The organism is Paracoccus broussonetiae, from assembly GCF_031854425.1.
Lineage (GTDB): Bacteria > Pseudomonadota > Alphaproteobacteria > Rhodobacterales > Rhodobacteraceae > Paracoccus > Paracoccus broussonetiae.
In genome coordinates, this window is sequence record NZ_JAVRQI010000005.1 from 33,047 (window position 1) to 52,182 (window position 19,136).

22 protein-coding genes are annotated in these 19,136 nt (G+C 64.3%); 16 read left to right on the forward strand and 6 right to left on the reverse strand.

Annotated features, from left to right (window positions below; translation table 11 throughout):
• The first annotated feature begins 18 nt into the window (after positions 1–18).
• Together RM190_RS07515 and RM190_RS07520 are read left to right on the forward strand one after the other, a co-directional pair.
• On the forward strand, positions 19–300 hold the full coding sequence (locus tag RM190_RS07515) for a hypothetical protein (protein WP_311758800.1): 282 nt from the start codon (positions 19–21) through the stop codon (positions 298–300).
• A gap of 84 nt (positions 301–384) precedes the next feature.
• On the forward strand, positions 385–588 hold the full coding sequence (locus RM190_RS07520) for a hypothetical protein (protein WP_311758801.1): 204 nt from the start codon (positions 385–387) through the stop codon (positions 586–588).
• Between the two features lie 22 nt (positions 589–610).
• Here the strand turns inward: RM190_RS07520 and ccrA are convergent, their stop codons facing one another.
• Positions 611–1,900, reverse strand: a complete 1,290-nt coding sequence (gene ccrA, locus RM190_RS07525; RefSeq protein WP_311758802.1) for a crotonyl-CoA carboxylase/reductase — start codon at positions 1,898–1,900, stop codon at positions 611–613.
• 126 nt (positions 1,901–2,026) lie between these two features.
• On the reverse strand, positions 2,027–2,920 hold the full coding sequence (locus tag RM190_RS07530) for an alpha/beta hydrolase (protein WP_311758803.1): 894 nt from the start codon (positions 2,918–2,920) through the stop codon (positions 2,027–2,029).
• A gap of 230 nt (positions 2,921–3,150) precedes the next feature.
• Between RM190_RS07530 and RM190_RS07535 the strand changes: the two genes are divergently transcribed.
• Complete coding sequence (locus RM190_RS07535; RefSeq protein ID WP_311758804.1) at positions 3,151–5,121, forward strand: protein meaA; 1,971 nt, start codon at positions 3,151–3,153, stop codon at positions 5,119–5,121.
• Between the two features lie 102 nt (positions 5,122–5,223).
• Here the strand turns inward: RM190_RS07535 and RM190_RS07540 are convergent, their stop codons facing one another.
• Both RM190_RS07540 and RM190_RS07545 read right to left on the reverse strand, forming a co-directional pair.
• Entirely contained in the window at positions 5,224–6,132 is a 909-nt protein-coding gene (locus tag RM190_RS07540) for a DMT family transporter (protein WP_311758805.1), read from the reverse strand.
• Positions 6,133–6,209: 77 nt separating this feature from the next.
• On the reverse strand, positions 6,210–7,058 hold the full coding sequence (locus RM190_RS07545) for a LysR family transcriptional regulator (protein WP_311758806.1): 849 nt from the start codon (positions 7,056–7,058) through the stop codon (positions 6,210–6,212).
• A 97-nt stretch (positions 7,059–7,155) separates the two neighbouring features.
• On the opposite strand from RM190_RS07545, the gene RM190_RS07550 reads away from it, so the two are divergent.
• The 10 genes from RM190_RS07550 (at position 7,156) to rpmE (ending at position 13,072) form a co-directional block, all read left to right on the forward strand.
• Positions 7,156–7,743 carry an FMN-dependent NADH-azoreductase gene (locus RM190_RS07550; RefSeq protein WP_311758807.1) on the forward strand — a complete coding sequence of 196 codons (588 nt, stop codon included), beginning with the start codon at positions 7,156–7,158 and terminating at the stop codon, positions 7,741–7,743.
• A gap of 206 nt (positions 7,744–7,949) precedes the next feature.
• Positions 7,950–9,446: a signal recognition particle protein gene (ffh, locus tag RM190_RS07555; RefSeq protein ID WP_311758808.1), complete on the forward strand. Its 1,497-nt coding sequence runs from the start codon at positions 7,950–7,952 to the stop codon at positions 9,444–9,446.
• A complete protein-coding gene (locus RM190_RS07560; protein WP_311758809.1) occupies positions 9,446–9,979 on the forward strand; it encodes a GNAT family N-acetyltransferase in 534 nt (177 codons plus the stop codon). The genes ffh and RM190_RS07560 overlap by 1 nt, the downstream gene beginning before the upstream one ends.
• Positions 9,980–10,036: 57 nt before the next feature.
• Entirely contained in the window at positions 10,037–10,333 is a 297-nt protein-coding gene (locus RM190_RS07565; protein WP_311758810.1) for a chorismate mutase, read from the forward strand.
• Between the two features lie 45 nt (positions 10,334–10,378).
• On the forward strand, positions 10,379–10,744 hold the full coding sequence (rpsP, locus tag RM190_RS07570) for a 30S ribosomal protein S16 (protein WP_311758811.1): 366 nt from the start codon (positions 10,379–10,381) through the stop codon (positions 10,742–10,744).
• Positions 10,745–10,748: 4 nt separating this feature from the next.
• Complete coding sequence (gene rimM / locus RM190_RS07575; protein WP_311758812.1) at positions 10,749–11,258, forward strand: ribosome maturation factor RimM; 510 nt, start codon at positions 10,749–10,751, stop codon at positions 11,256–11,258.
• A complete protein-coding gene (locus tag RM190_RS07580; protein WP_311758813.1) occupies positions 11,255–11,590 on the forward strand; it encodes a hypothetical protein in 336 nt (111 codons plus the stop codon). The genes rimM and RM190_RS07580 overlap by 4 nt, the downstream gene beginning before the upstream one ends.
• On the forward strand, positions 11,587–12,462 hold the full coding sequence (gene trmD / locus RM190_RS07585) for a tRNA (guanosine(37)-N1)-methyltransferase TrmD (protein ID WP_311758814.1): 876 nt from the start codon (positions 11,587–11,589) through the stop codon (positions 12,460–12,462). The genes RM190_RS07580 and trmD overlap by 4 nt, the downstream gene beginning before the upstream one ends.
• Positions 12,459–12,839, forward strand: coding sequence for a 50S ribosomal protein L19 (gene rplS, locus RM190_RS07590; RefSeq protein ID WP_311758815.1), 381 nt, complete (start codon positions 12,459–12,461; stop codon positions 12,837–12,839). Before trmD ends, rplS begins: the two co-directional genes overlap by 4 nt.
• Positions 12,840–12,850: 11 nt before the next feature.
• The gene (rpmE, locus tag RM190_RS07595) at positions 12,851–13,072 is read left to right on the forward strand and encodes a 50S ribosomal protein L31 (RefSeq protein WP_311758816.1); all 222 of its coding nucleotides are present in this window, start codon (positions 12,851–12,853) and stop codon (positions 13,070–13,072) included.
• Positions 13,073–13,199: 127 nt separating this feature from the next.
• Here rpmE and RM190_RS07600 read toward each other — a convergent pair whose 3' ends face one another.
• Together RM190_RS07600 and RM190_RS07605 are read right to left on the reverse strand one after the other, a co-directional pair.
• Positions 13,200–13,427, reverse strand: a complete 228-nt coding sequence (locus RM190_RS07600; RefSeq protein WP_311758817.1) for a hypothetical protein — start codon at positions 13,425–13,427, stop codon at positions 13,200–13,202.
• The gene (locus tag RM190_RS07605; protein ID WP_311758818.1) at positions 13,424–13,672 is read right to left on the reverse strand and encodes a hypothetical protein; all 249 of its coding nucleotides are present in this window, start codon (positions 13,670–13,672) and stop codon (positions 13,424–13,426) included. Before RM190_RS07605 ends, RM190_RS07600 begins: the two co-directional genes overlap by 4 nt.
• Before the next feature lie 267 nt (positions 13,673–13,939).
• Between RM190_RS07605 and RM190_RS07610 the strand changes: the two genes are divergently transcribed.
• The 3 genes from RM190_RS07610 to RM190_RS07620 all read left to right on the forward strand — a co-directional run bounded on the left by RM190_RS07610 (position 13,940) and on the right by RM190_RS07620 (position 19,052).
• Positions 13,940–14,719: a division plane positioning ATPase MipZ gene (locus RM190_RS07610; RefSeq protein ID WP_311758819.1), complete on the forward strand. Its 780-nt coding sequence runs from the start codon at positions 13,940–13,942 to the stop codon at positions 14,717–14,719.
• A gap of 74 nt (positions 14,720–14,793) precedes the next feature.
• Entirely contained in the window at positions 14,794–15,999 is a 1,206-nt protein-coding gene (locus RM190_RS07615) for an efflux RND transporter periplasmic adaptor subunit (protein WP_311758820.1), read from the forward strand.
• Complete coding sequence (locus RM190_RS07620) at positions 15,996–19,052, forward strand: efflux RND transporter permease subunit (protein ID WP_311758821.1); 3,057 nt, start codon at positions 15,996–15,998, stop codon at positions 19,050–19,052. The genes RM190_RS07615 and RM190_RS07620 overlap by 4 nt, the downstream gene beginning before the upstream one ends.
• Positions 19,053–19,136: the final 84 nt, after the last annotated feature.

Genomic DNA, 19,136 nt, shown 5'->3' on the forward strand with positions numbered 1-19,136 from the left:
TGGGTCGGAGGAGACGCCATGATCGAGCTGTTCTTCGTGACCTGCCTGATCGCAGACCCCCAGGTTTGTCACCCGCACAGCCTGTTGTTCGAGGAAAGGCACGGGCTTTTCACCTGCATGCAGCGCGGTCAAACCGAATTGGCGCGCTGGGTCGAAGGTCATCCGCGTGAGCGGGTGCGCGAGTGGAAGTGCCGATATGCGCACCCGGAAATGCGCGAGATCTGGTCCCCTTTTTGCCCCGACCGCGGGCAAGCGGCCCCGAGCCTGCGCACTGGATCGGCAACAGATGGCGCGGCCTGAAGCCCCCGGATCGCGGATTTCCGCCGGATCGCAGCTGCTGGCATGATGAAATCAGGGGAGGGCGACTACAGCGGGGATTGACCCATGATCGAGCTGTTCTTCGTCACCTGCCTGACGGCAAGCCCGATGCAATGCCAGGATCGCAGCCTGCTTTTCACCCAGGACGTCGGGTTGATGACGTGCATGATACAGGGACAAAGCCAATTGGCGGAATGGAAGCGAAGTCATCCGCGCGAAACCATCCACCGGTGGGGCTGCCGTTCGCGCGGAAACCGGATCGCGGCCTGAACGGCCGCGACCGGCATTCGTCTTAGCGCCGTCCGGCTTCCAGCGCATCCTCGAAAGTGCGCAGGCCGGTGGTCGGGGCCTGCACAAGGACGGCCATATTGCCGGGCTTGTGCTGGTTGCGATACATCTTCAGATGCGCCGCGGGGATTTCGGCCCAAGGAAAGACCTCGGACATACAGGGGTCAAGACGGCGTTCGAGCATCAGCTTGTTGGCGGCGCTGGCCTGTTTCAGATGCGCGAAGTGGCTGCCTTGCAGGCGCTTCTGGTGCATCCACAGGTAACGCACGTCAAAGGTGCAATTGAACCCGGTGGTGCCCGCGCAGATCACGACCATGCCGCCCTTCTTGCAGACGAAGGTCGAGACGGGAAAGGTCGCCTCGCCGGGATGCTCGAAGACGATGTCGACGTTCACGCCCTTGCCGGTGATGTCCCAGATCGCCTTGCCGAAGCGACGCACCTCATTGAACCACTCCTTGTATTCGGGGGTGTTCACGGTCGGAAGCTGGCCCCAGCAACTGAACTCCTTGCGGTTGATGACGCCCTTGGCGCCCAGGCCCATGACGAAGTCCCGCTTGTCCTCTTCCGATATGACGCCGATCGCATTGCCGCCGGCGGCATTGATCAGTTGGATCGCGTAGGAACCAAGTCCGCCCGACGCACCCCAGACCAGCACGTTCATCCCCGGCTTCAGCTCATGCGGCTCATGCCCGAAAAGCATGCGATAGGCGGTGGCCAGCGTCAGCGTATAGCAGGCGGATTCTTCCCAGGTCAGGTGTTGTGGACGCTTCATCAATTGCTGCGCCTGCACACGGGTGAACTGCGCAAAGCTGCCATCCGGCGTCTCGTATCCCCAGATGCGTTGGGTCGGGGAATACATCGGATCTCCGCCGTTGCATTCCTCGTCATTGCCGTCGTCCTGGTTGCAGTGGATGACGACCTGATCGCCAACCTTCCAGTTCCGGACCCGATCTCCGACCGCCCAGACGATGCCGGACGCGTCCGAACCAGCGATGTGGTAATCCGCGCCATGTCCGTCGAAGGGGCTGATCGGAACGCCAAGCCCCGCCCAGATGCCGTTGTAATTGACGCCTGCCGCCATCACCAGAACCAGCACTTCGTTGCTGTCGATGCTGGGCGTGTCCACGACTTCGATCTGCATCGCCTTGTCGGGTTCGCCATGCCGCTCGCGCCGGATTGCCCAAGCATACATCTGCTTGGGCACATGTCCCAAGGGCGGCATCTCTCCGACCTCGTACAAATCCTTCAGGGGCGCGTCATAGGGCGCGATGGAGTTCGGTGCATCAAGGGCCATCGGCATCTCCTGTCTTGCCGCAGTGCAGAATCGGCGTCTCACCCCCTGAGTAAAATCGCTCGCGCAACATTGCAATAAAATTCTGGCGCGAATGAGCAACAATATAACCCAGCCGATTCTGGCAGGTCAGCCGCTCATGACAGGAACCAGATAGCGCGCCAGGAAAGAGGCCAGATCTCCCAGCACCTTGTCGCCGCCAAAGGCTGCCGTGCCATGCCCCTCATCGGGCAAAAGCTGGAAGTCGATCGGTGTCAGCGGATCGACGCGGTGCCAGGCGGTGCGCAGGTGTTCGGCCTGATGGGCCGAGACGATATTGTCCCGGATCCCGTGGCGGATCATCAGCGGCGGCAGCCGCACACCCTCTGCCATCATGGCCAGCCTTCCGACGGGGCCCATCGCCGTCGCCTCTTTCCGGCGGTCGCCGACCGCATAACCGACCAGCAGCGATTCGACGCTTTGCGCAGAATCCGCGGGCGGGCGTGTGACCTTCAGGTCCAGCCGGGCCATGTCGGCGTCCATGCTGCCGAAATCCATCGGCCCGTAGAAATTCACCACTGCGGCCGGGGACCAGCCTGCCTGCACCATACTGAGCGCGGCCGAAACGGCCAGAAATGCCCCGGCCGAGCGACCGCCAAGCGCGATCCGGTCTGTTACCAGCCCCAGATCCTTGCCGTGCTTTTGCAGAAAGGCGGCCGCGCTCAGCACGTCATCCTGCTGCGCGGGCCAGCGCGACTGGCTGGACAGGCGGTAATTCATGCGGACCACCGCGATTCCACGATCCAGCACCTGCCGAGGCACCCGCAGGTCGCGCTTGTCGCCGGTCAGAAAGCCGCCGCCGTGGATATCCAGGATCGCGGGAAAGGGGCCGGGCCCCTCGGGGCGATAGATGTCCAGCATGTTGCGGGGCGAATGGTCGGAATAGGCCAGTTCCATGATCCCGGACGGGGTCTTCGGACTGGCAAGCGCCGGCGCGGCGAGCGTCGCGGCCAGCGAGGCAAGGACGGTTCGGCGGGTGATCATTCGGCCCCTCGGTCGGTGTTCTGAGTTTGGACGCTAACATCCCATTCCCCGCAGTCCAAACATACAAATGAACATCCGGGCGAAGGAGTGGAATAAATGTGTCCCCACCGCCCTGGTCCCTTGCTTGGCGGGCGGAGCAAGTGGCAGCGCTCTCTGCGCTGCGGCGAATTGACCGGGCACGATTGTTACGATATCAACGCAGGTGCAGAAATAATATTGCGGGATGGATGATGACGGAACGCGCGCCCATCAAGGACAAGCCCTGGCTTTTCCGCACCTATGCCGGCCATTCGACGGCGGCCCGGTCGAACGCCCTGTATCGCATGAACCTCGCGCGGGGGCAGACCGGGCTGTCCGTCGCCTTCGACCTGCCGACGCAGACCGGCTATGACAGCGACCATGTCCTGGCACGGGGCGAAGTCGGCAAGGTCGGTGTGCCGATCGGCCATCTTGGCGACATGCGCGCGCTGTTCGACCAGATCCCGCTGGAACAGATGAACACCTCGATGACCATCAACGCGACCGCGCCATGGCTGCTGTCGCTTTACATCGCGGTGGCAGAAGAGCAGGGCGCCGACGTTTCCGCGCTTCAGGGCACGGTGCAGAACGACATCATCAAGGAATACCTGTCGCGCGGCACCTATATCTGCCCGCCGGCGCCCAGCCTGCGCATGATCACCGATGTCGCGGCCCACACCGCTCGGCACATGCCAAAATGGAACCCGATGAACGTCTGCTCGTACCACCTGCAAGAGGCGGGGGCGACGCCCGAACAGGAACTTGCCTATGCGCTGGCGACGGCTATCGCCGTTCTCGACGATCTGCGGGGCAAGGTCGAGGCGCGGGATTTCCCGGCAATGGTCGGGCGCATTTCGTTCTTCGTGAATGCCGGCATTCGCTTCGTGACCGAGCTTTGCAAGATGCGCGCCTTCACCGAATTGTGGGACGAACTTTGCCGCGAGCGCTATGGAATCGAGGATGAACGGTTCCGCCGCTTTCGCTATGGCGTGCAGGTGAACAGCCTTGGCCTGACCGAGCAGCAGCCCGAAAACAACGTCTACCGGATCCTGCTTGAGACGCTGGCGGTCACGCTGTCCAGGAATGCGCGCGCCCGCGCGGTTCAGCTTCCCGCCTGGAACGAGGCGCTGGGCCTGCCCCGACCCTGGGATCAGCAATGGTCGCTGCGGATGCAGCAGATCCTGGCTTATGAAACCGACCTGCTGGAATATGGCGACCTGTTCGACGGAAACCCCGTCATCGCCGCCCGGGTCGCAGAGTTGAAGACTGGCGCCAGGGCCGAACTTGCGCTTCTGGATGGCATGGGCGGGGCGATCGCGTCCATCGACTACATGAAGTCTCGGCTGGTCGAATCAAACGCCGAGCGCCTGAACCGGATCGAGGCGGCCGAGACCGTCGTGGTCGGCGTGAACCGCTGGCAGCAGGGTGAACCCTCACCCCTGACCGCGGGCGAAGGCGGGATCCTTGTCGTCGATCCCGCGGATGAACAGGACCAGATCGCGCGGCTTCTGGCCTGGCGCGAGGCCCGCGACGACGCGGCCGCCCTTGCCGCCCTTGCGGCGCTGCGCGTGGCCGCGCAGGGGGGCGCGAATATCATGCCACCCAGCATCGCGGCGGCACGTGCCGGTGTAACGACAGGCGAATGGGCGTCGGTGATGCGCGAGGTCTATGGCGAGTATCGCGGCCCGACCGGCGTCTCTGCCAGCCCGTCGAACCGGACGCAGGGGCTTGAGCCGATCCGCGAGGCGGTGGACCAGGTCAGCCGGCGGCTGGGGCGGAGGCTGAAGTTTCTGGTCGGCAAGCCGGGGCTGGACGGCCATTCGAACGGTGCCGAGCAGATCGCCTTTCGCGCGCGTGATTGCGGTATGGACATCACCTATGAAGGTATCCGCCTGACCCCCGAACAGATTGTCGCGCGGGCCGCGCAGGATGATGCGCATGTCGTCGGCCTGTCCATCCTGTCAGGCAGTCACCTTCCGTTGATCGACGAGGTCATGGCGCGGATGCGCGGGGCGGGCCTTTCCCATATCCCCGTGATCGTCGGTGGCATCATCCCCGAAGAGGATGCCGGGCGTCTGGAGGAAATGGGCGTCGCTCGCGTCTATACCCCCAAGGATTTCGAGCTGAATCGCATCATGATGGATATCGTGGCACTCGCCGGGCCCGACGAGGTTGCTGCCTGAGCTTGTGGCGCGCGTCGCAGGGGTATTTGTAGAAACGGTGAGTTCTGGTGCGCGGCGTCCGTCTTCACCGTTTTCCAAATACCCATCTTGCCAAGTCCGCGATCAGTCCTTGAGAAGCAGGAGCAGCGCGGCGACGGTCGCGATCACGCCGGGCAGGATCATCATCCCGGGGACGGTGTGGGTCAGCATCGCCTCCAGCAGGATGACCCAGACCGGTGTCAGGTAGGTATACGCCATGACCTTGGCGGAAGGCAGGCGCATGGTCGCGTATTGCACAAGCGCGGTGGTCATGGCGCTTGCGAAAATCGCGACGTAGAAAAGTGTGATCCAGACGATCGCGGGCAGGCTGGTCCAGTCGGTGTGGATAATCGCCTGCCAGCCCCAGACGGCCAGGATGATCGCGCCTGCGACCAGCGTCGCGAAGGTCGAAGCCAGCGGGTTCTCGCCCCGGTTCAGCCGCCGCACCATGGGCGTGTAAAGGGCATGGGCGGCGCATCCGACCAGATAGATCGCCTCTCCTCGACCGAATTCCAGCCGCATCAACGCGGCGGCATCGCCGCGGAAGATGACCCACAACGATCCGGCCGCGCCAAGCGCCAGTGCCATTGCCAGGCGCGAGGTCATGCGCTGGCGCATCAGCATCCAGCCAAAGGCTGCCGCCATCACCGGGGTCAGGGTAAAGACCGCCGCGGCCGAGACGGGCAGGGCGGTTTTCAGGCCCTCGAACATCAGCACGAAATAGGCGGCGAAAAGTCCGCCCAGGATCAGGTAGCGCCAGGGCGCGCGAAACGCCTCGCGCGGAAGGCCCGGGCCCGCCGCCAGCGCAAAGCCGCCGACCGCCGCCGCCGCGATGACGAAGCGCGCGGCCGATATGGCCGCCGGGTCGATCAGGTTTGCGGCCCGCGCCCCAAGCGAGAAGGATCCGGCAATCAGCAGGGAAAACACCAGCATGGCAGCATGGCCGCGCAGCGATTCCCGCCGCTCATGCGGCACTGCGATCGTATCGGCCATGGATTCTTCCCCTTGTGTTCAGGCGGGCAGAGCATCGACATCTGTTGCCGGGATACAAGCCCCCTTGGGCGACCACGCTAGCCGGTCTCGCGCAGGGCGCGCAGGACCGCCTGGACCTTCGGGGAACGGTGCAGATCGACATGGCTGACCAGCCAAAGCTGCGATTCCCATTCCGGCAGCGACATGACAGCGATCATCTCGCCCGCGTCGGCAGGCAAAAGCCAACCCAGACCCAGACCGGCGCGGATCGCCTCAAGTCGGGCGCTGCTGTCATTGCTGGCCATGACGACGCTGGCCTGGGGCAACTGTTCGGCCAACCAGCGCATATGCGGTGCGGGCCGCGACTCTGCGCCAGGCAGGACGAAGCGATGTGTGCTCAGATCCTCGACCGGGCCATGCTGGCGCAGGTAGTCGGCCGATCCATAGAGTGTCTCGGGCACGCGGACCCAGGGGCTGACGACGTAATCTGGTTCGACCGGCTTGGCGCCCGCTCGGATCGCGACATGCGCTTCGCCAGCATCCAGCCGGAACAGTCGCGTGTCGGTGGTATAGTTCAGCCGCAGTCCCGGATGCTGTCGCAACAGCGGGACCAGCCGCGGCATGACCAGTTCTGAAAGCCCCATCAGGGAGGTCACGGTGATCTCGCCCTCGATCCGGTCGCCGGTTCCTGTGATGCGTGCGGCCATCTGGGCAAAGCGCGCCTCGGCGGCCGAGGCGGCATCAAGCAGCAGCCGCCCGGCCTCGGTCAGGGAATAGCCGCGCGAGTGGCGCTGGAACAGCCGGGCGCCCAGCCGCGCCTCAAGCGCGTCGATACGACGGATGACCGTCGCGTGATGCACATCCAGCAGATGCGCCGCACCGCTGACAGTACCGCAGCGCGCGACCGCCAATGCGGCGCGGATATCGTCCCAGCTTTCCGTTTCCATTGTGCACCTGCGCACAGTCACTGCACAAATATCGCCCTTTTGTTCATCTGCGCAAAGACCTAATTCAATCCCGAAACAGATTTAGCGGAGACCGCAGATGAACATCCTCCATATTGACAGCGCGATCACCGGCGATGCTTCGGTCTCGCGTCAACTGACGGCCGAGATCGTCGCCAAGCTGAAAGCCGAGCGCGCCGATGCCACCGTCACCTATCGCGACCTGGCCGAAGGTGTGCCCGCGATCGACAACGACTGGTTCCAGGCCGTCCGCCTGTCGCCGGAAAACCCGACGGCCGAGCAGCAGGCCCTGATCGACACCTCGAACGCGTATCTGGCCGAAGTGCAGGCCGCGGACGTGCTGGTGATCGGCCTGCCCATCTATAACTTCACGCTGACCGCGCAGTTGAAGAACTGGTTCGACCAGATCGCCCGTGCCGGTGTCAGCTTCCGCTATACCGCCGAAGGTCCGGAAGGCCTGCTGACGGGCAAGCGCGCCATTATCGCCTATGCGGCGGCGGGCACGCCCTTCGGTTCGGATGTGGACTTCGCTTCGGGCTATATCCGTCATATTCTGGGCTTCATCGGCATCACCGATGTCGAGTTCGTTCCGGCCGACCGTCTGGCCTTTGACCGCGAAGCCGGCCTTGCCCGTGCGCAGGAAGCGCTGGACAAGATCGCCGCCTGATTCCGTCTTTTGCCGGAAAGAAACGGCCTTCGTTGACTCGGAGGCCGTTTTTTCGTATTTGATCGCCGAATTCCCGGAAGGACAGCCCTTCCGGTCCCCGCTGGGCGGGGATCGCCCCCCGTCAGCGCGTTGCGCCCACGGGGGCGTTACTGCTTATCATGTCCCGTTTCGCGGGGCGCACGGAAACCGACCTATGGAGGCCGCCGATGTTTGAAAACCTGTCCGACCGCCTTGGCGGCGTCTTCGACCGGCTGACCAAGCAGGGCGCGCTGTCCGAGGATGACGTCGCCGCCGCGATGCGCGAAGTGCGCGTCGCGCTGCTTGAAGCGGACGTGTCGCTGCCGGTGGCGCGCAGCTTCGTCAAGGCGGTGACCGGAAAGGCCACGGGCGCGGCGGTCACGAAATCGGTGACGCCCGGCCAGCAGGTCGTGAAAATCGTCCATGACGAGCTGATCAAGGTCCTGCAGGGCGAGGATGCGCCGGACGCATTGCGCATCGATAGCCCCCCGGCGCCGATCCTGATGGTCGGCCTGCAGGGTTCGGGCAAGACCACGACGACCGCGAAGCTGGCGAAACGCCTGAAGGACCGTGAGAAGAAGCGGGTGCTGATGGCCTCGCTTGACACCAACCGTCCCGCCGCGATGGAGCAGCTGGCCATCCTTGGCCAGCAGATCGGTGTCGACACCCTGCCGATCGTGCCGGGCGAAAACGCGGTCCAGATCGCCAAGCGCGCCAAGCAGCAGGCGACGCTGGGCGGCTATGACGTCTACATGCTTGATACCGCGGGCCGCCTGCATATCGATCAGGTCCTGATGGACGAGGTCCAGGCGGTTCGTGATGTAGCAAACCCGCGCGAAACCCTGCTGGTCGTTGACGGCCTGACGGGTCAGGACGCCGTCAACGTCGCAACCGAATTCGACGGCAAGGTCGGCATTTCCGGCGTCGTCCTGACCCGGATGGATGGCGACGGTCGCGGCGGTGCGGCGCTGTCGATGCGGGCCGTGACCGGCAAGCCGATCCGTTTCGTCGGCCTTGGCGAAAAGATGGACGCGATCGAGGTCTTCGACGCACATCGGATCGCGGGCCGCATCCTTGGCATGGGCGACATCGTCGCGCTGGTCGAGAAGGCGCAGGAAGTGCTGGAGGTCGAACAGGCCGAGCGCATGATGAAGCGCTTCCAGAAGGGTCTGTTCAACATGAACGACCTGAAGAACCAGCTTGAGCAGATGATGAAGATGGGCGGGATGCAGTCCATCATGGGCATGATGCCGGGCATGGGCAAGATGGCCAAGCAGGCCGAGGCCGCGGGTCTGGACGACAAGGCGCTGAAGCGTCAGGTCGCACTGATCAACTCGATGACCAAGAAAGAGCGGGCCAATCCCGACATGCTGCAGGCCAGCCGCAAAAGGCGGATCGCGGCCGGGGCGGGCATGGACGTGTCCGAGCTGAACAAGCTTCTGAAGATGCAGAAGCAGATGGCCGACACGATGAAGAAGCTGGGCAAGATGGGCAAGGGCGGCATGCTGAAGCAGGCCATGCGCGCGATGGCGGGCAAGGGCGGCGGGCTGCCCGACATGGCCAATGTCGATCCCGCGCAGATGGCCGAGGCGACCAAGATGCTGCAGGATTCCAAGGGCCTTGGCGGCCAACTTGGCGGTCTGAACCTGCCCGGCGGGCTTTCCGGGCTGTTCGGGAAGAAGTGATGCGCCACGGGATCGAAACCATGCATGTGGATGTTCCGGTGATCGAGACCGATCGCCTGATCCTGCGCGCGCCGCGGTTCACCGATCTTGAGGCAATCACCGCTTTCGGCCTGTCCGAGCGTTCCCATTTCGTGGGCGGACCGGTTCCCCCGTGGCAAAGCTGGTCGATCCTGACCGGCATGATCGGCCATTGGATCATCCGGGGCTACGGCTGGTGGATGATCGAAGACAAGGCGACGGGGCAGGCCGCTGGCCGGACTGGCATCGGCCACAACATCGACTGGCCCGAGCCGGAACTCGGCTGGCATCTCTATGATGGTTTCGAGGGCAAGGGTATCGCCTACGAAGCCGCGCTTGCCGCGCGCGAACATGCCTATGGCGCAATGGGTCTTGGGCCGCTGATCTCGCTTATCGCGCATGGGAACCTGCGCTCGCGCCGTCTGGCCGAGCGGATGGGCGCCGCGCCGGAATCGGAAACCGTGATCCGCGGCACACCCTGCGTCGTGTTCCGTCATCCGATGGGAACCGCCTGAGCATGATCACGACACGCATTGCCAAGTGCACGCTGCGCACCCAGCCCGGAGACCTGAATGACTGACGCCATCGCCCGCGCCGCGAACCTTTTGAAAGAGCACCGCGCCAGCATCGACAGGCTGGACGCGATCCTTGTCTATACGCTGGCCGAGCGGTTCAAGCACACCCAATCCGTCGGCCGCCTCAAGGCCGAACACGACCTTCCTCCGTCCGATCCCGCGCGCGAGTCGCAGCAGATCGAGCGGTTGGAACGCCTCGCGCGCGAGGCCGATCTCGACCCGGAATTCGCGCGCAAATTCCTGAACTTCGTGATTGCCGAAGTGATCCGGCACCACGAAACCTTTCAATCCTGACGCGGGGTTTCCCCGCAATCCCGCCATTTCAAAGGAGAAATCTCAATGGCTATGAAGATCCGCCTGGCCCGTGGTGGCTCGAAGAAACGTCCGCACTACGCCATCGTCGCGACCGACTCGCGCATGCCGCGTGATGGCCGCTTCCTTGAGAAGCTGGGCACCTATAACCCGCTGCTCGCCAAGGACTCGGAAGACCGCATCAAGATGGATGTCGAGCGCGTCCAGTACTGGCTCTCGCAAGGCGCCCAGCCGACCGACCGCGTCGCCCGCTTCCTGGAAGCTGCCGGCGTGAAAGAGAAAGCCGAGCGCAAGAACCTGAAAAAAGGCGAGCCGGGCAAGGCCGCGAAAGAGCGCGCCGAGAAGAAGGCCGCGCGCGCCGCTGCCCCCGCCGAAGAAGCCGCTTCGGAATAATCCGATGACCGAGCGGATCTGTGTCGGCGCGATCGCGGGCGCCTTTGGCGTCCGGGGTGAGGTGCGGCTGAAAAGCTTCACCTCGGAGCCCAACGATATCGCCGCCTATGGTCCGCTCTGGTCCGAGGATGGCAAGCGTTCGTTCACCGTGCGGCTGACGCGGCCGGTGACGGGCGGGCTTGGCGCCCGGCTTTCGGGCGTCGAGACACGTGACGATGCCGAGGCATTGAAGGGCGTCACCCTTTGGGCCGACCGCGAAAAGCTGCCGGCTTTGCCGGATGACGAATTCTATCACACCGACCTGATCGGCCTGAGCGTCTATGACGCGGGCGGCGTCCTGATCGGCAAGGTCCGCGCGGTCTATGACCACGGCGCGGGCGACATCCTTGAAATCTTTGGTCCGGGTCGGAACCAGGCGTTGCTTCTGCCCTTTACCCGCGCCTTTGTGCCGACCGTGGACATCGCGGCCGGCCGCCTCATCGCCGATCCGCCCGAAGAGGAGCAGGACGAATGATGTATCGTGCCCTGTTCGTCCTGGCCGTGCTTCTGATGCTGACCGGCCCCTTCCTGCAGGGGCTGAGTGGGGCCGAAAACCCGAACGCCTATGTCTTTGCACCGGTGATGCTGGCCGGGGTGATCCCGGCCCTTGCCGGGCGCAACCTTTCGCCCAGCCCGCGCGTGATGGTGCAGGGCATCCTGATCTGCGGCGCGATTGCGCTGGGGGCCTGGTATCTTGGGGGGTTGTTCCAGCCGAAGATCCTGCCCGCGAATGCGCCGGTCGGCAGCACCGTCGCAGGCGCGCTTCTGGCCGCCGCCGCCAACCTTCTGCGACTGCGCAAGGCATGAGCGATCAACCCAAATCCTCGGGTTCGAAATCGCATGGCCGCCTGTCGATCCAGCCGAGCCTGCGACCGCGCGACCTGATGGCCGAACCACAGGTGCGCGGCGCCTGGACCGCGCAGATCGTGACGCTGTTCCCCGAGGCGTTCCCCGGCATTCTGGGCCTGTCCCTGACGGGGCGTGCGCTGGCCGAGGGGCTGTGGAACCTGCGCACCACCGACCTGCGCCCCTTTGGCATCGGCAAGCACCGCAATGTCGATGACACGCCCGCAGGCGGCGGCGCGGGGATGGTGATCCGCGCCGATGTGATGGACGCGGCGCTGCGCGAGGCGGGCGGGCAGCTTCCCGTCATCTATCTTTCGCCGCGCGGAAAGCCCTTTACCCAGGCCCGAGCGCGCGAGCTGGCGAACGGTCCCGGCATGACGCTGATCTGCGGCCGGTTCGAAGGCGTCGACCAGCGTGTGCTGGACGCGCACGGGGTCGAAGAGATCAGCATCGGGGACTATGTCCTGACCGGAGGAGAGCTTGCAGCTCAGGTCTTGATCGACGCGACAGTTCGCCTTATACCGCGCGTGCTGGGGAATCAGGACTCTCTGGCCGAGGAATCCTTTTCCGACGGCCTGCTTGAACATCCGCAGTATACGAAGCCCGCCCAGTGGGAAGGCCGCGCGATCCCGGATGTTCTTCTATCCGGCAATCACGCGGCTATTGCCGCATGGCGACGCGACATGGCCGAAAGGCTGACCAAGGAACGCCGCCCCGACCTGTGGCGGGCATACGAGGAAACCCGTATGGACCCGACAAAGGACCGACAGCTCTCGGGCGCATCAGACCAATCGCGGACTTACCGCGAGCAACCAGAGGATCAAAAGCGATGAACCTGATCGCCCAACTCGAAGCCGAGCAGATCGCTGCGCTCGGCAAGGAAATTCCGGACTTCAAGGCCGGCGACACCGTTCGTGTCGGCTATAAAGTCACCGAAGGCACGCGTTCGCGCGTCCAGATGTACGAAGGCGTCGTGATTTCGCGCAAGGGCGGCGGCATCGGCGCGTCCTTCACCGTGCGCAAGATCTCGTTCGGCGAAGGCGTCGAGCGCGTCTTCCCGCTGTATTCGACCAACGTAGATTCGATCACCGTCGTCCGCCGTGGCCGCGTTCGTCGCGCCAAGCTGTACTACCTGCGTGATCGTCGCGGTAAATCGGCTCGTATCGCCGAGGTCACCAACTACAAGCCCAAAGCCGACGCCAAGGCCTGAGGAGACGCGCCATGAAAGCAGACATCCATCCCGACTACCACCTGATCGAAGTCAAGATGATCGATGGCACCATCTATGCCGTTCGCTCGACCTGGGGCAAGGAAGGCGACGTCATGTCGCTGGACATCGACCCGACCGTGCACCCGGCATGGACCGGCGGCTCGGCCAAGCTGATGGACACCGGTGGTCGCGTGTCGAAGTTCAAAAACAAATACGCCGGTCTGGGCTTCTGATCCCTGCCGTCGCGCTGAATTGGAAACGCCGCCCTTTCGGGCGGCGTTTCTCTTTCCGGGCCGGGTTTTCGAAACGGTGGGCCTGTCCGAAAGCCGGAGGGAGGCGCCCGGAGTGACCGGTTGAAGGTCAGATCATGCCTGCGAAAAGCGGCGACCAGACCGGGGCATTGACCTGACCCGCGCCCAGTGGCCTGCCGGTCACGGGGCCACTGCCGGTGTCGATCATCACGCGCCCGTCGTGGTAACGGCGCAGCACCGGGCCCTGCACGCTTTGATGCGCGGAAAGCGCGATCGTGGCATAGCGTTGCAAGGGGGTGACGGCGCGGCCGACAGCGGCAAGTCTGAAGCGGATCATTGGCGGTTCCCCTTTTCGTCCATGCGTTCGATGAATGTGTCCCAGCGCGACGGGTCGCGATTGCGCATCAGTTCGCGCGAGGTTTCGACCGGCTCGCGCGAGATCAGGACCAGAGGGATCCCCGAGATCATGTGCGGCCGGCCCGAACAGCGATCGATCAGCGACACGGCATAGCTGGGCGAGGCGGGCACCGTCGCCCGGATCGCGCGATCGGCGAAAGCCGACAGATGGTTCAGCATCGTCATCTTTGGCTCCTTTCGTGACACAGCCGCGCAGCGCATTTGCTGGCAGGGTTTATTACGACATAGATGATCGTCTTTTGCAAGAAAAACTCTACCGGCTTCATCGTCTTTTAAAATGTCACGTTTCCAGCGTGTTGCCGATGCCCGACGCGCAGTATGCGCGGATTTCAGGTCGCCGCTGCTGTCGAGTTTCGTTGCCAGCCCACGCTTTTCAAGTCGGGATGCGCCTCCTATTCTCAGCCGCAGTGACGTGGTCTGGCAGGGGGATTCGTGGCGCATATCATCGTCGTCGGGAACGAAAAGGGCGGTTCGGGCAAATCCACCACCTCGATGCATGTCGCGACGGCGCTGGCGCGGATGGGGCACAGGGTCGGGGCACTGGACCTTGACGTGCGCCAGCGCAGCTTCGCCCGCTATCTTGAAAACCGCATCCATTTCCTGTCGCGCGAAGGGATGGACTTGCCGACGCCGATGCTTGGCCTGCTGGAACCCGAGATCCACGGCACCGATCCCTTGTCCCACGCCATCGCGGGACTTGAGACGGTCTGCGATTTCATCCTGCTTGACTGCCCCGGCTCGCACACCCGGCTAAGCCAGATGGCGCATTCGCTGGCCGATACGCTTATCACCCCGATGAATGACAGCTTCATCGATTTCGACCTTCTGGCGCGGATGTCGCCTGACGGAAAGGTTCTTGGCCCCTCGATCTATGCCGAGATGGTCTGGGGCGCGCGCCAGATGCGGGGCGAGGCGGGGGCGGGCCCCATCGACTGGCTGGTCCTGCGCAACCGACTGGGAACGCAGCAGATGCACAACAAGCGCAAGGTCGGCGGTGCCCTTGAAACCCTGTCGCGGCGAATCGGATTCCGGGTCGCGCCGGGCTTTTCCGAGCGGGTGATCTTTCGCGAACTGTTCCCGCGCGGATTGACGCTGCTGGACCTGAAGGACATCGGCACCGATCAGCTGAGCATGTCCAACATCGCCGCCCGGCAGGAGCTTCGCGACCTGTTCACGGAATTGCGGCTTCCCGGCGTTTCCGTATCGTTCTAAGTCCCCTTCGAACCATTGTTGCCGCGGCAGGTCATGCCTATCTCTGCGGCACGTGCCGGGAGGAAATTTCGACGATGTCAGCAAGTCGCAGGTGCATCGCCGCCCTTTGGGCCGGTCTTGGCATGGCCCTGTCGCTGGCGCAGCCCGTGCCGGGGCAAGAGGCCGATGCGGCGACCGTCGCCCAGGAGGTGCCGGTGGTCACCACCGCGCAGGCCGCCGTCGCCACGATCGAAGCGCGGGTGCCCGTCACGGGATCGCTGGTGGGAAGAGAGCCGGTGCAGGTCCACGCCAATGTCGCCGGACACAAGATCCGCGAAGTGCTGGCCGAGGTCGGCGACACGGTGAAGGCGGGGGACGTGCTGGCCGTCCTGGATGACGAAACGCTGGCCGCGCAGCTTGCGCAGGCCGATGCTGAACATCAGCGCGCTGTGGCCGCTGTCAGCCAGGCGCAAAGCCAGATCGTCAGCGCGGAAGCAACAATGCGGCAGGCCCAGCTTGCGCTGGACCGCACGCAAAGCCTGCGCAAAAGCGGCAGCGCCGCGCAGGCCGCGCTGGACGACGCGGTGGCGACCGAAGCCGCGGCCCGCGCGGCGACGGCTTCGGCCTCGGATGGGCTGGGTGTCGCGCAGGCACAATTGGCGCAGGCCGATGCCGCGCGCCATATCGCGCGGCTTGACCTTGACCGTTCGCGCGTCAAGGCGCCGGTTGATGGCGTGGTCGTCGGACGCACGGCCGAGATGGGGACGATTTCCGGCACGGGTGGTGACGCGCTTTTCACCATGATCGCGCGCGGGGAGATCGAACTTGCCGCCGACGTGATTGAAACCGCGCTGATGCAGATCAAGCAAGATGATCCGGTCGAAGTCATGCTGGCCGGCATCGTCCCGGTCGAAGGCAAGGTCAGGCTGGTGCCCGCTACTGTCGATCCCGTCACGCGACTGGGTCAGGCCCGCATCTCGCTTGCCTCCGATCCCCGCTTGCGCATCGGCTTGTTCGCCAGCGGCTGGGTCATTACCGACCGCCGCCAGGCCATCACTGTGCCCACGACAGCCATTCTTGCCGATGACGAGGGCGAGCGTGTGCAGGTCGTGCGCGACGGCGTCGTCGAGACCCGCCCGGTCAAGGCCGGCATCGTCTGGCAGGGCCAGCGCGAGGTGGTCGAGGGGTTGGAGCCGGGGGAAGAAGTCATCGCCCGTGCCGGGGCCTTCTTCCGGGGTGGTGACCGGGTTCGTACCCGGCCCGCGCAGCAGGACGGCGACCTTGCCGAAGCCGCGCCATGAATTTCGCCACCTGGTCCATCCGCCGTCCGGTTCCACCGATTGCGGTCTTTCTGGTCCTGCTTCTGATCGGGCTTTACAGCTTCAGCAAGCTTGCCGTCACCGCGATGCCGAATATCGACCTTCCGCTGGTCAGCGTCACGGTCTCGCAACCCGGCGCCGCGCCGTCGGAACTGACGCGGCAGGTAATCCAGCCGATCGAGGATTCGATCTCGTCCATCACCGGGGTGCGGCATATCAGCTCGACCGCGACCGACAGTTCGGCCGTCATCACCGTCGAGTTCGAGCTTGAGACGGATACCGACCGCGCCGTGAACGACGTCAAGGACGCGGTCTCGAACGTGCGATCGGACCTGCCCGACTCGATCCTTGAACCACTGGTCCAGCGCATCGACATCAGCGGCATGGCGATCCTGACCTATGCCGTCAGCGATCCCGGAAAGTCGATCGAGGAGCTGTCGAAATTCGTCGACGACGTTGTTGAACGCGACCTGTCGACTGTCAGGGGTGTTGCCAGCATCACGCGCATCGGCGGGGCCGAACGGCAGATCAACGTCGATCTGGACCCGGCGCGGATGCAGGCGTTCGGGCTGACGGCGGCCGAAATCTCGGACCAGCTGCGGACCAAGAACATCGATCTTGGCGGCGGACGGGGCAATCTGGGCGGGACCGAATACTCGATCCGCGCGCTGGGATCGGCCCCCGATGTCGCGCGACTGGCGGCGACCCCGATCCTGATCGGGCAGGGCCGGACGGTCCGGCTGGACCAGCTGGGCAGCGTGACCGATGGTCCCAGCGAAGAACGAAAATTCGCGTTGCTGAACGGCCAGCCTGTCGTGGCCTTCGGCGTCTTTCGTGCCAGCGGTGAATCCGACCTTGTCGCGGGCGACGGCACCAAGGCGCGCATCGCCGAGATCATGGACCGCAATCCCGGCACCCGGATCGATCTGATCGACGACGCAACCACGCATACGGCGGCCAGCTATCACTCGGCCATGGACACGCTCTACGAGGGCGCGGCGCTTGCGGTGATCGTGGTCTTCCTGTTCCTGCGCAACTGGCGCGCCACGCTGATCGCGGCGGTGGCCCTGCCGCTGTCGATCATCCCGACATTCTTCGTCATGCATTTGCTGGGCTTCACGCTGAACGGGGTGAGCCTGCTGGCGATCACGCTGGTGACTGGCATCCTTGTCGACGACGCCATCGTCGAGATCGAGAACATCGTCCGACATATCAACATGGGCGTCCCCGCCTATGAGGCGAGCATGGAGGCCGCGAACGAGATCGGCCTGACCGTGATCGCGATCAGTTTCTCGATCGTCGCGGTCTTTGCGCCGGTCAGCTTCATGAGTGGCATTGCCGGTCAGTATTTCAAGCAGTTCGGGCTGACCGTGGCGGTATCGGTCCTGTTCTCGCTTCTTGTGGCGCGGCTGATCACGCCGATGCTGGCGGCCTATATCCTGCGCGACAATACCCATATCGCGGAAGGGCGCGACGGAGCGATGCTGCGTTTCCTGATGCGCATCCTGGGCTGGACCCTGCGGCATCGCGGGCTGACACTGCTGCTGGGGCTGGGGATCTTTGCCGGCTCGATCTTTTCGGCGACGCTGCTGCCGACCGAGTTCGTGCCCGCGCAGGATGTCGGACGCAGCCAGGTTTCGGTGGAGCTGCCGCCGGGATCGACGATCGCGCAGACATCCGAGGCGACGCGGCGCATCTCGGAACGGATCATGCAGGAGCCAGAGGTCCGCTCGGTCTTCGTCAATGGCGGTGACGGGCAGGTGACCGATGCGCGCGTTCTGGTCAATTACGGCCCCAAGAAGGAACGCAAACGCTCAAGCTTCGAGATCGAGGATGTGCTGAAGCGCGACTTGTCCGAGTTCCCCGACATGCGCCTGAACTTCCTGAACGAGGCGGGGACCAACGATTTCGAGATTTCGGTTCTGGGCACGACCGAACAGGGCGCGGCCGAGGCGGCGGAACGCCTGATGGCTGCGATGAAGGGCCTGCCGACACTTGAGGACGTGACCTCATCGGCGGCACTTCAGCGGCCCGAGATCCAGATCCATCCCCGCGATGCCGTCGCGGCCGAGCTTGGCGTGACCGCAAGCGCGCTGGCGACCACGCTGCGCATCGCAACCTTGGGCGATACCGAGTCGAACCTTGCCAAGTTCAACACCGGCGAGGAGCAGATCCCGATCATGGTGCGCCTGAACGAAGGCGCGCGCCACGACCTGATGACCGTGCGTGACCTGCGCGTGCCCAGCTCTGCCGGGCAGGTTCCGCTGGAGGCGGTGGCCGATATAGCTATCTCGGCGGGTGCGACCGAGATCGGGCGCTATGATCGGCGCTATCGCACCACGGTCTCGGCCAACCTGGCCGAGGGCGCGTTGCTGGGTCCGGTCAACCAGCAAGTGGCCCAATTGCAGCAGCAGATCGAATTGCCACCGGGCACGGAGATCAAACCCTCGGGCGATGCCGAGATCATGGGCGAAGTCTTCGAGGCTTTCGCCGTCGCGATGGTGTCGGGCGTCATGCTGACCTATGTCGTGCTGGTGCTGCTGTTCCACAATTTCGTCACCCCGATCTCGATCCTGATGTCGCTGCCGCTGGCCATCGGGGGCGCGATCCTGGCGCTGTTCCTGACCGGAAACTCGATCAGCATGGCGGTGGTGATCGGCTTCCTGATGCTGATGGGGATCGTGACCAAGAACGCGATCATGCTGATCGAATTCGCATTGTCCGCCATGGATCGCGGAACGCCGAAGCGAGCGGCCATTCTGGATGCGGTTCACAAGCGCGCGCGGCCGATCGTCATGACCACCATCGCGATGACCGCAGGCATGGTGCCTTCGGCCATGGGCACGGGAGAGGGTGCAGAGTTCAGCGCCCCCATGGCCATTGCCGTGATTGGTGGGCTGCTTCTGTCGACGCTGCTGTCCCTGCTGTTCGTGCCGTCGCTGTTCTCGGTGATCCACGGCGGTCAAAGCCGGATCGGGGGCTGGCTGGGGCGACGGATCGGGCTCAACTCGGCACCGGACATGCCGGGCGAGTGACGCAGGACCGGGCGCTGCCCCGGACCCTGGGCTATTTTGAAACAGTAAAGGGGCCCGCGAGGGCCCCTTTGTCGTCGTGGCGAT

Bases quoted from the DNA above. Each gene is read 5' to 3' on its own strand.
- RM190_RS07515 (WP_311758800.1), top strand. From the start codon at position 19: ATGATCGAGCTGTTCTTCGTGACCTGCCTGATCGCAGACCCCCAGGTT.
- RM190_RS07520 (WP_311758801.1), top strand. From the start codon at position 385: ATGATCGAGCTGTTCTTCGTCACCTGCCTGACGGCAAGCCCGATGCAA.
- ccrA (WP_311758802.1), bottom strand. From the start codon at position 1,900: ATGGCCCTTGATGCACCGAACTCCATCGCGCCCTATGACGCGCCCCTG.
- RM190_RS07530 (WP_311758803.1), bottom strand. From the start codon at position 2,920: ATGATCACCCGCCGAACCGTCCTTGCCTCGCTGGCCGCGACGCTCGCC.
- RM190_RS07535 (WP_311758804.1), top strand. From the start codon at position 3,151: ATGACGGAACGCGCGCCCATCAAGGACAAGCCCTGGCTTTTCCGCACC.
- RM190_RS07540 (WP_311758805.1), bottom strand. From the start codon at position 6,132: ATGGCCGATACGATCGCAGTGCCGCATGAGCGGCGGGAATCGCTGCGC.
- RM190_RS07545 (WP_311758806.1), bottom strand. From the start codon at position 7,058: ATGGAAACGGAAAGCTGGGACGATATCCGCGCCGCATTGGCGGTCGCG.
- RM190_RS07550 (WP_311758807.1), top strand. From the start codon at position 7,156: ATGAACATCCTCCATATTGACAGCGCGATCACCGGCGATGCTTCGGTC.
- ffh (WP_311758808.1), top strand. From the start codon at position 7,950: ATGTTTGAAAACCTGTCCGACCGCCTTGGCGGCGTCTTCGACCGGCTG.
- RM190_RS07560 (WP_311758809.1), top strand. From the start codon at position 9,446: ATGCGCCACGGGATCGAAACCATGCATGTGGATGTTCCGGTGATCGAG.
- RM190_RS07565 (WP_311758810.1), top strand. From the start codon at position 10,037: ATGACTGACGCCATCGCCCGCGCCGCGAACCTTTTGAAAGAGCACCGC.
- rpsP (WP_311758811.1), top strand. From the start codon at position 10,379: ATGGCTATGAAGATCCGCCTGGCCCGTGGTGGCTCGAAGAAACGTCCG.
- rimM (WP_311758812.1), top strand. From the start codon at position 10,749: ATGACCGAGCGGATCTGTGTCGGCGCGATCGCGGGCGCCTTTGGCGTC.
- RM190_RS07580 (WP_311758813.1), top strand. From the start codon at position 11,255: ATGATGTATCGTGCCCTGTTCGTCCTGGCCGTGCTTCTGATGCTGACC.
- trmD (WP_311758814.1), top strand. From the start codon at position 11,587: ATGAGCGATCAACCCAAATCCTCGGGTTCGAAATCGCATGGCCGCCTG.
- rplS (WP_311758815.1), top strand. From the start codon at position 12,459: ATGAACCTGATCGCCCAACTCGAAGCCGAGCAGATCGCTGCGCTCGGC.
- rpmE (WP_311758816.1), top strand. From the start codon at position 12,851: ATGAAAGCAGACATCCATCCCGACTACCACCTGATCGAAGTCAAGATG.
- RM190_RS07600 (WP_311758817.1), bottom strand. From the start codon at position 13,427: ATGATCCGCTTCAGACTTGCCGCTGTCGGCCGCGCCGTCACCCCCTTG.
- RM190_RS07605 (WP_311758818.1), bottom strand. From the start codon at position 13,672: ATGACGATGCTGAACCATCTGTCGGCTTTCGCCGATCGCGCGATCCGG.
- RM190_RS07615 (WP_311758820.1), top strand. From the start codon at position 14,794: ATGTCAGCAAGTCGCAGGTGCATCGCCGCCCTTTGGGCCGGTCTTGGC.
- RM190_RS07620 (WP_311758821.1), top strand. From the start codon at position 15,996: ATGAATTTCGCCACCTGGTCCATCCGCCGTCCGGTTCCACCGATTGCG.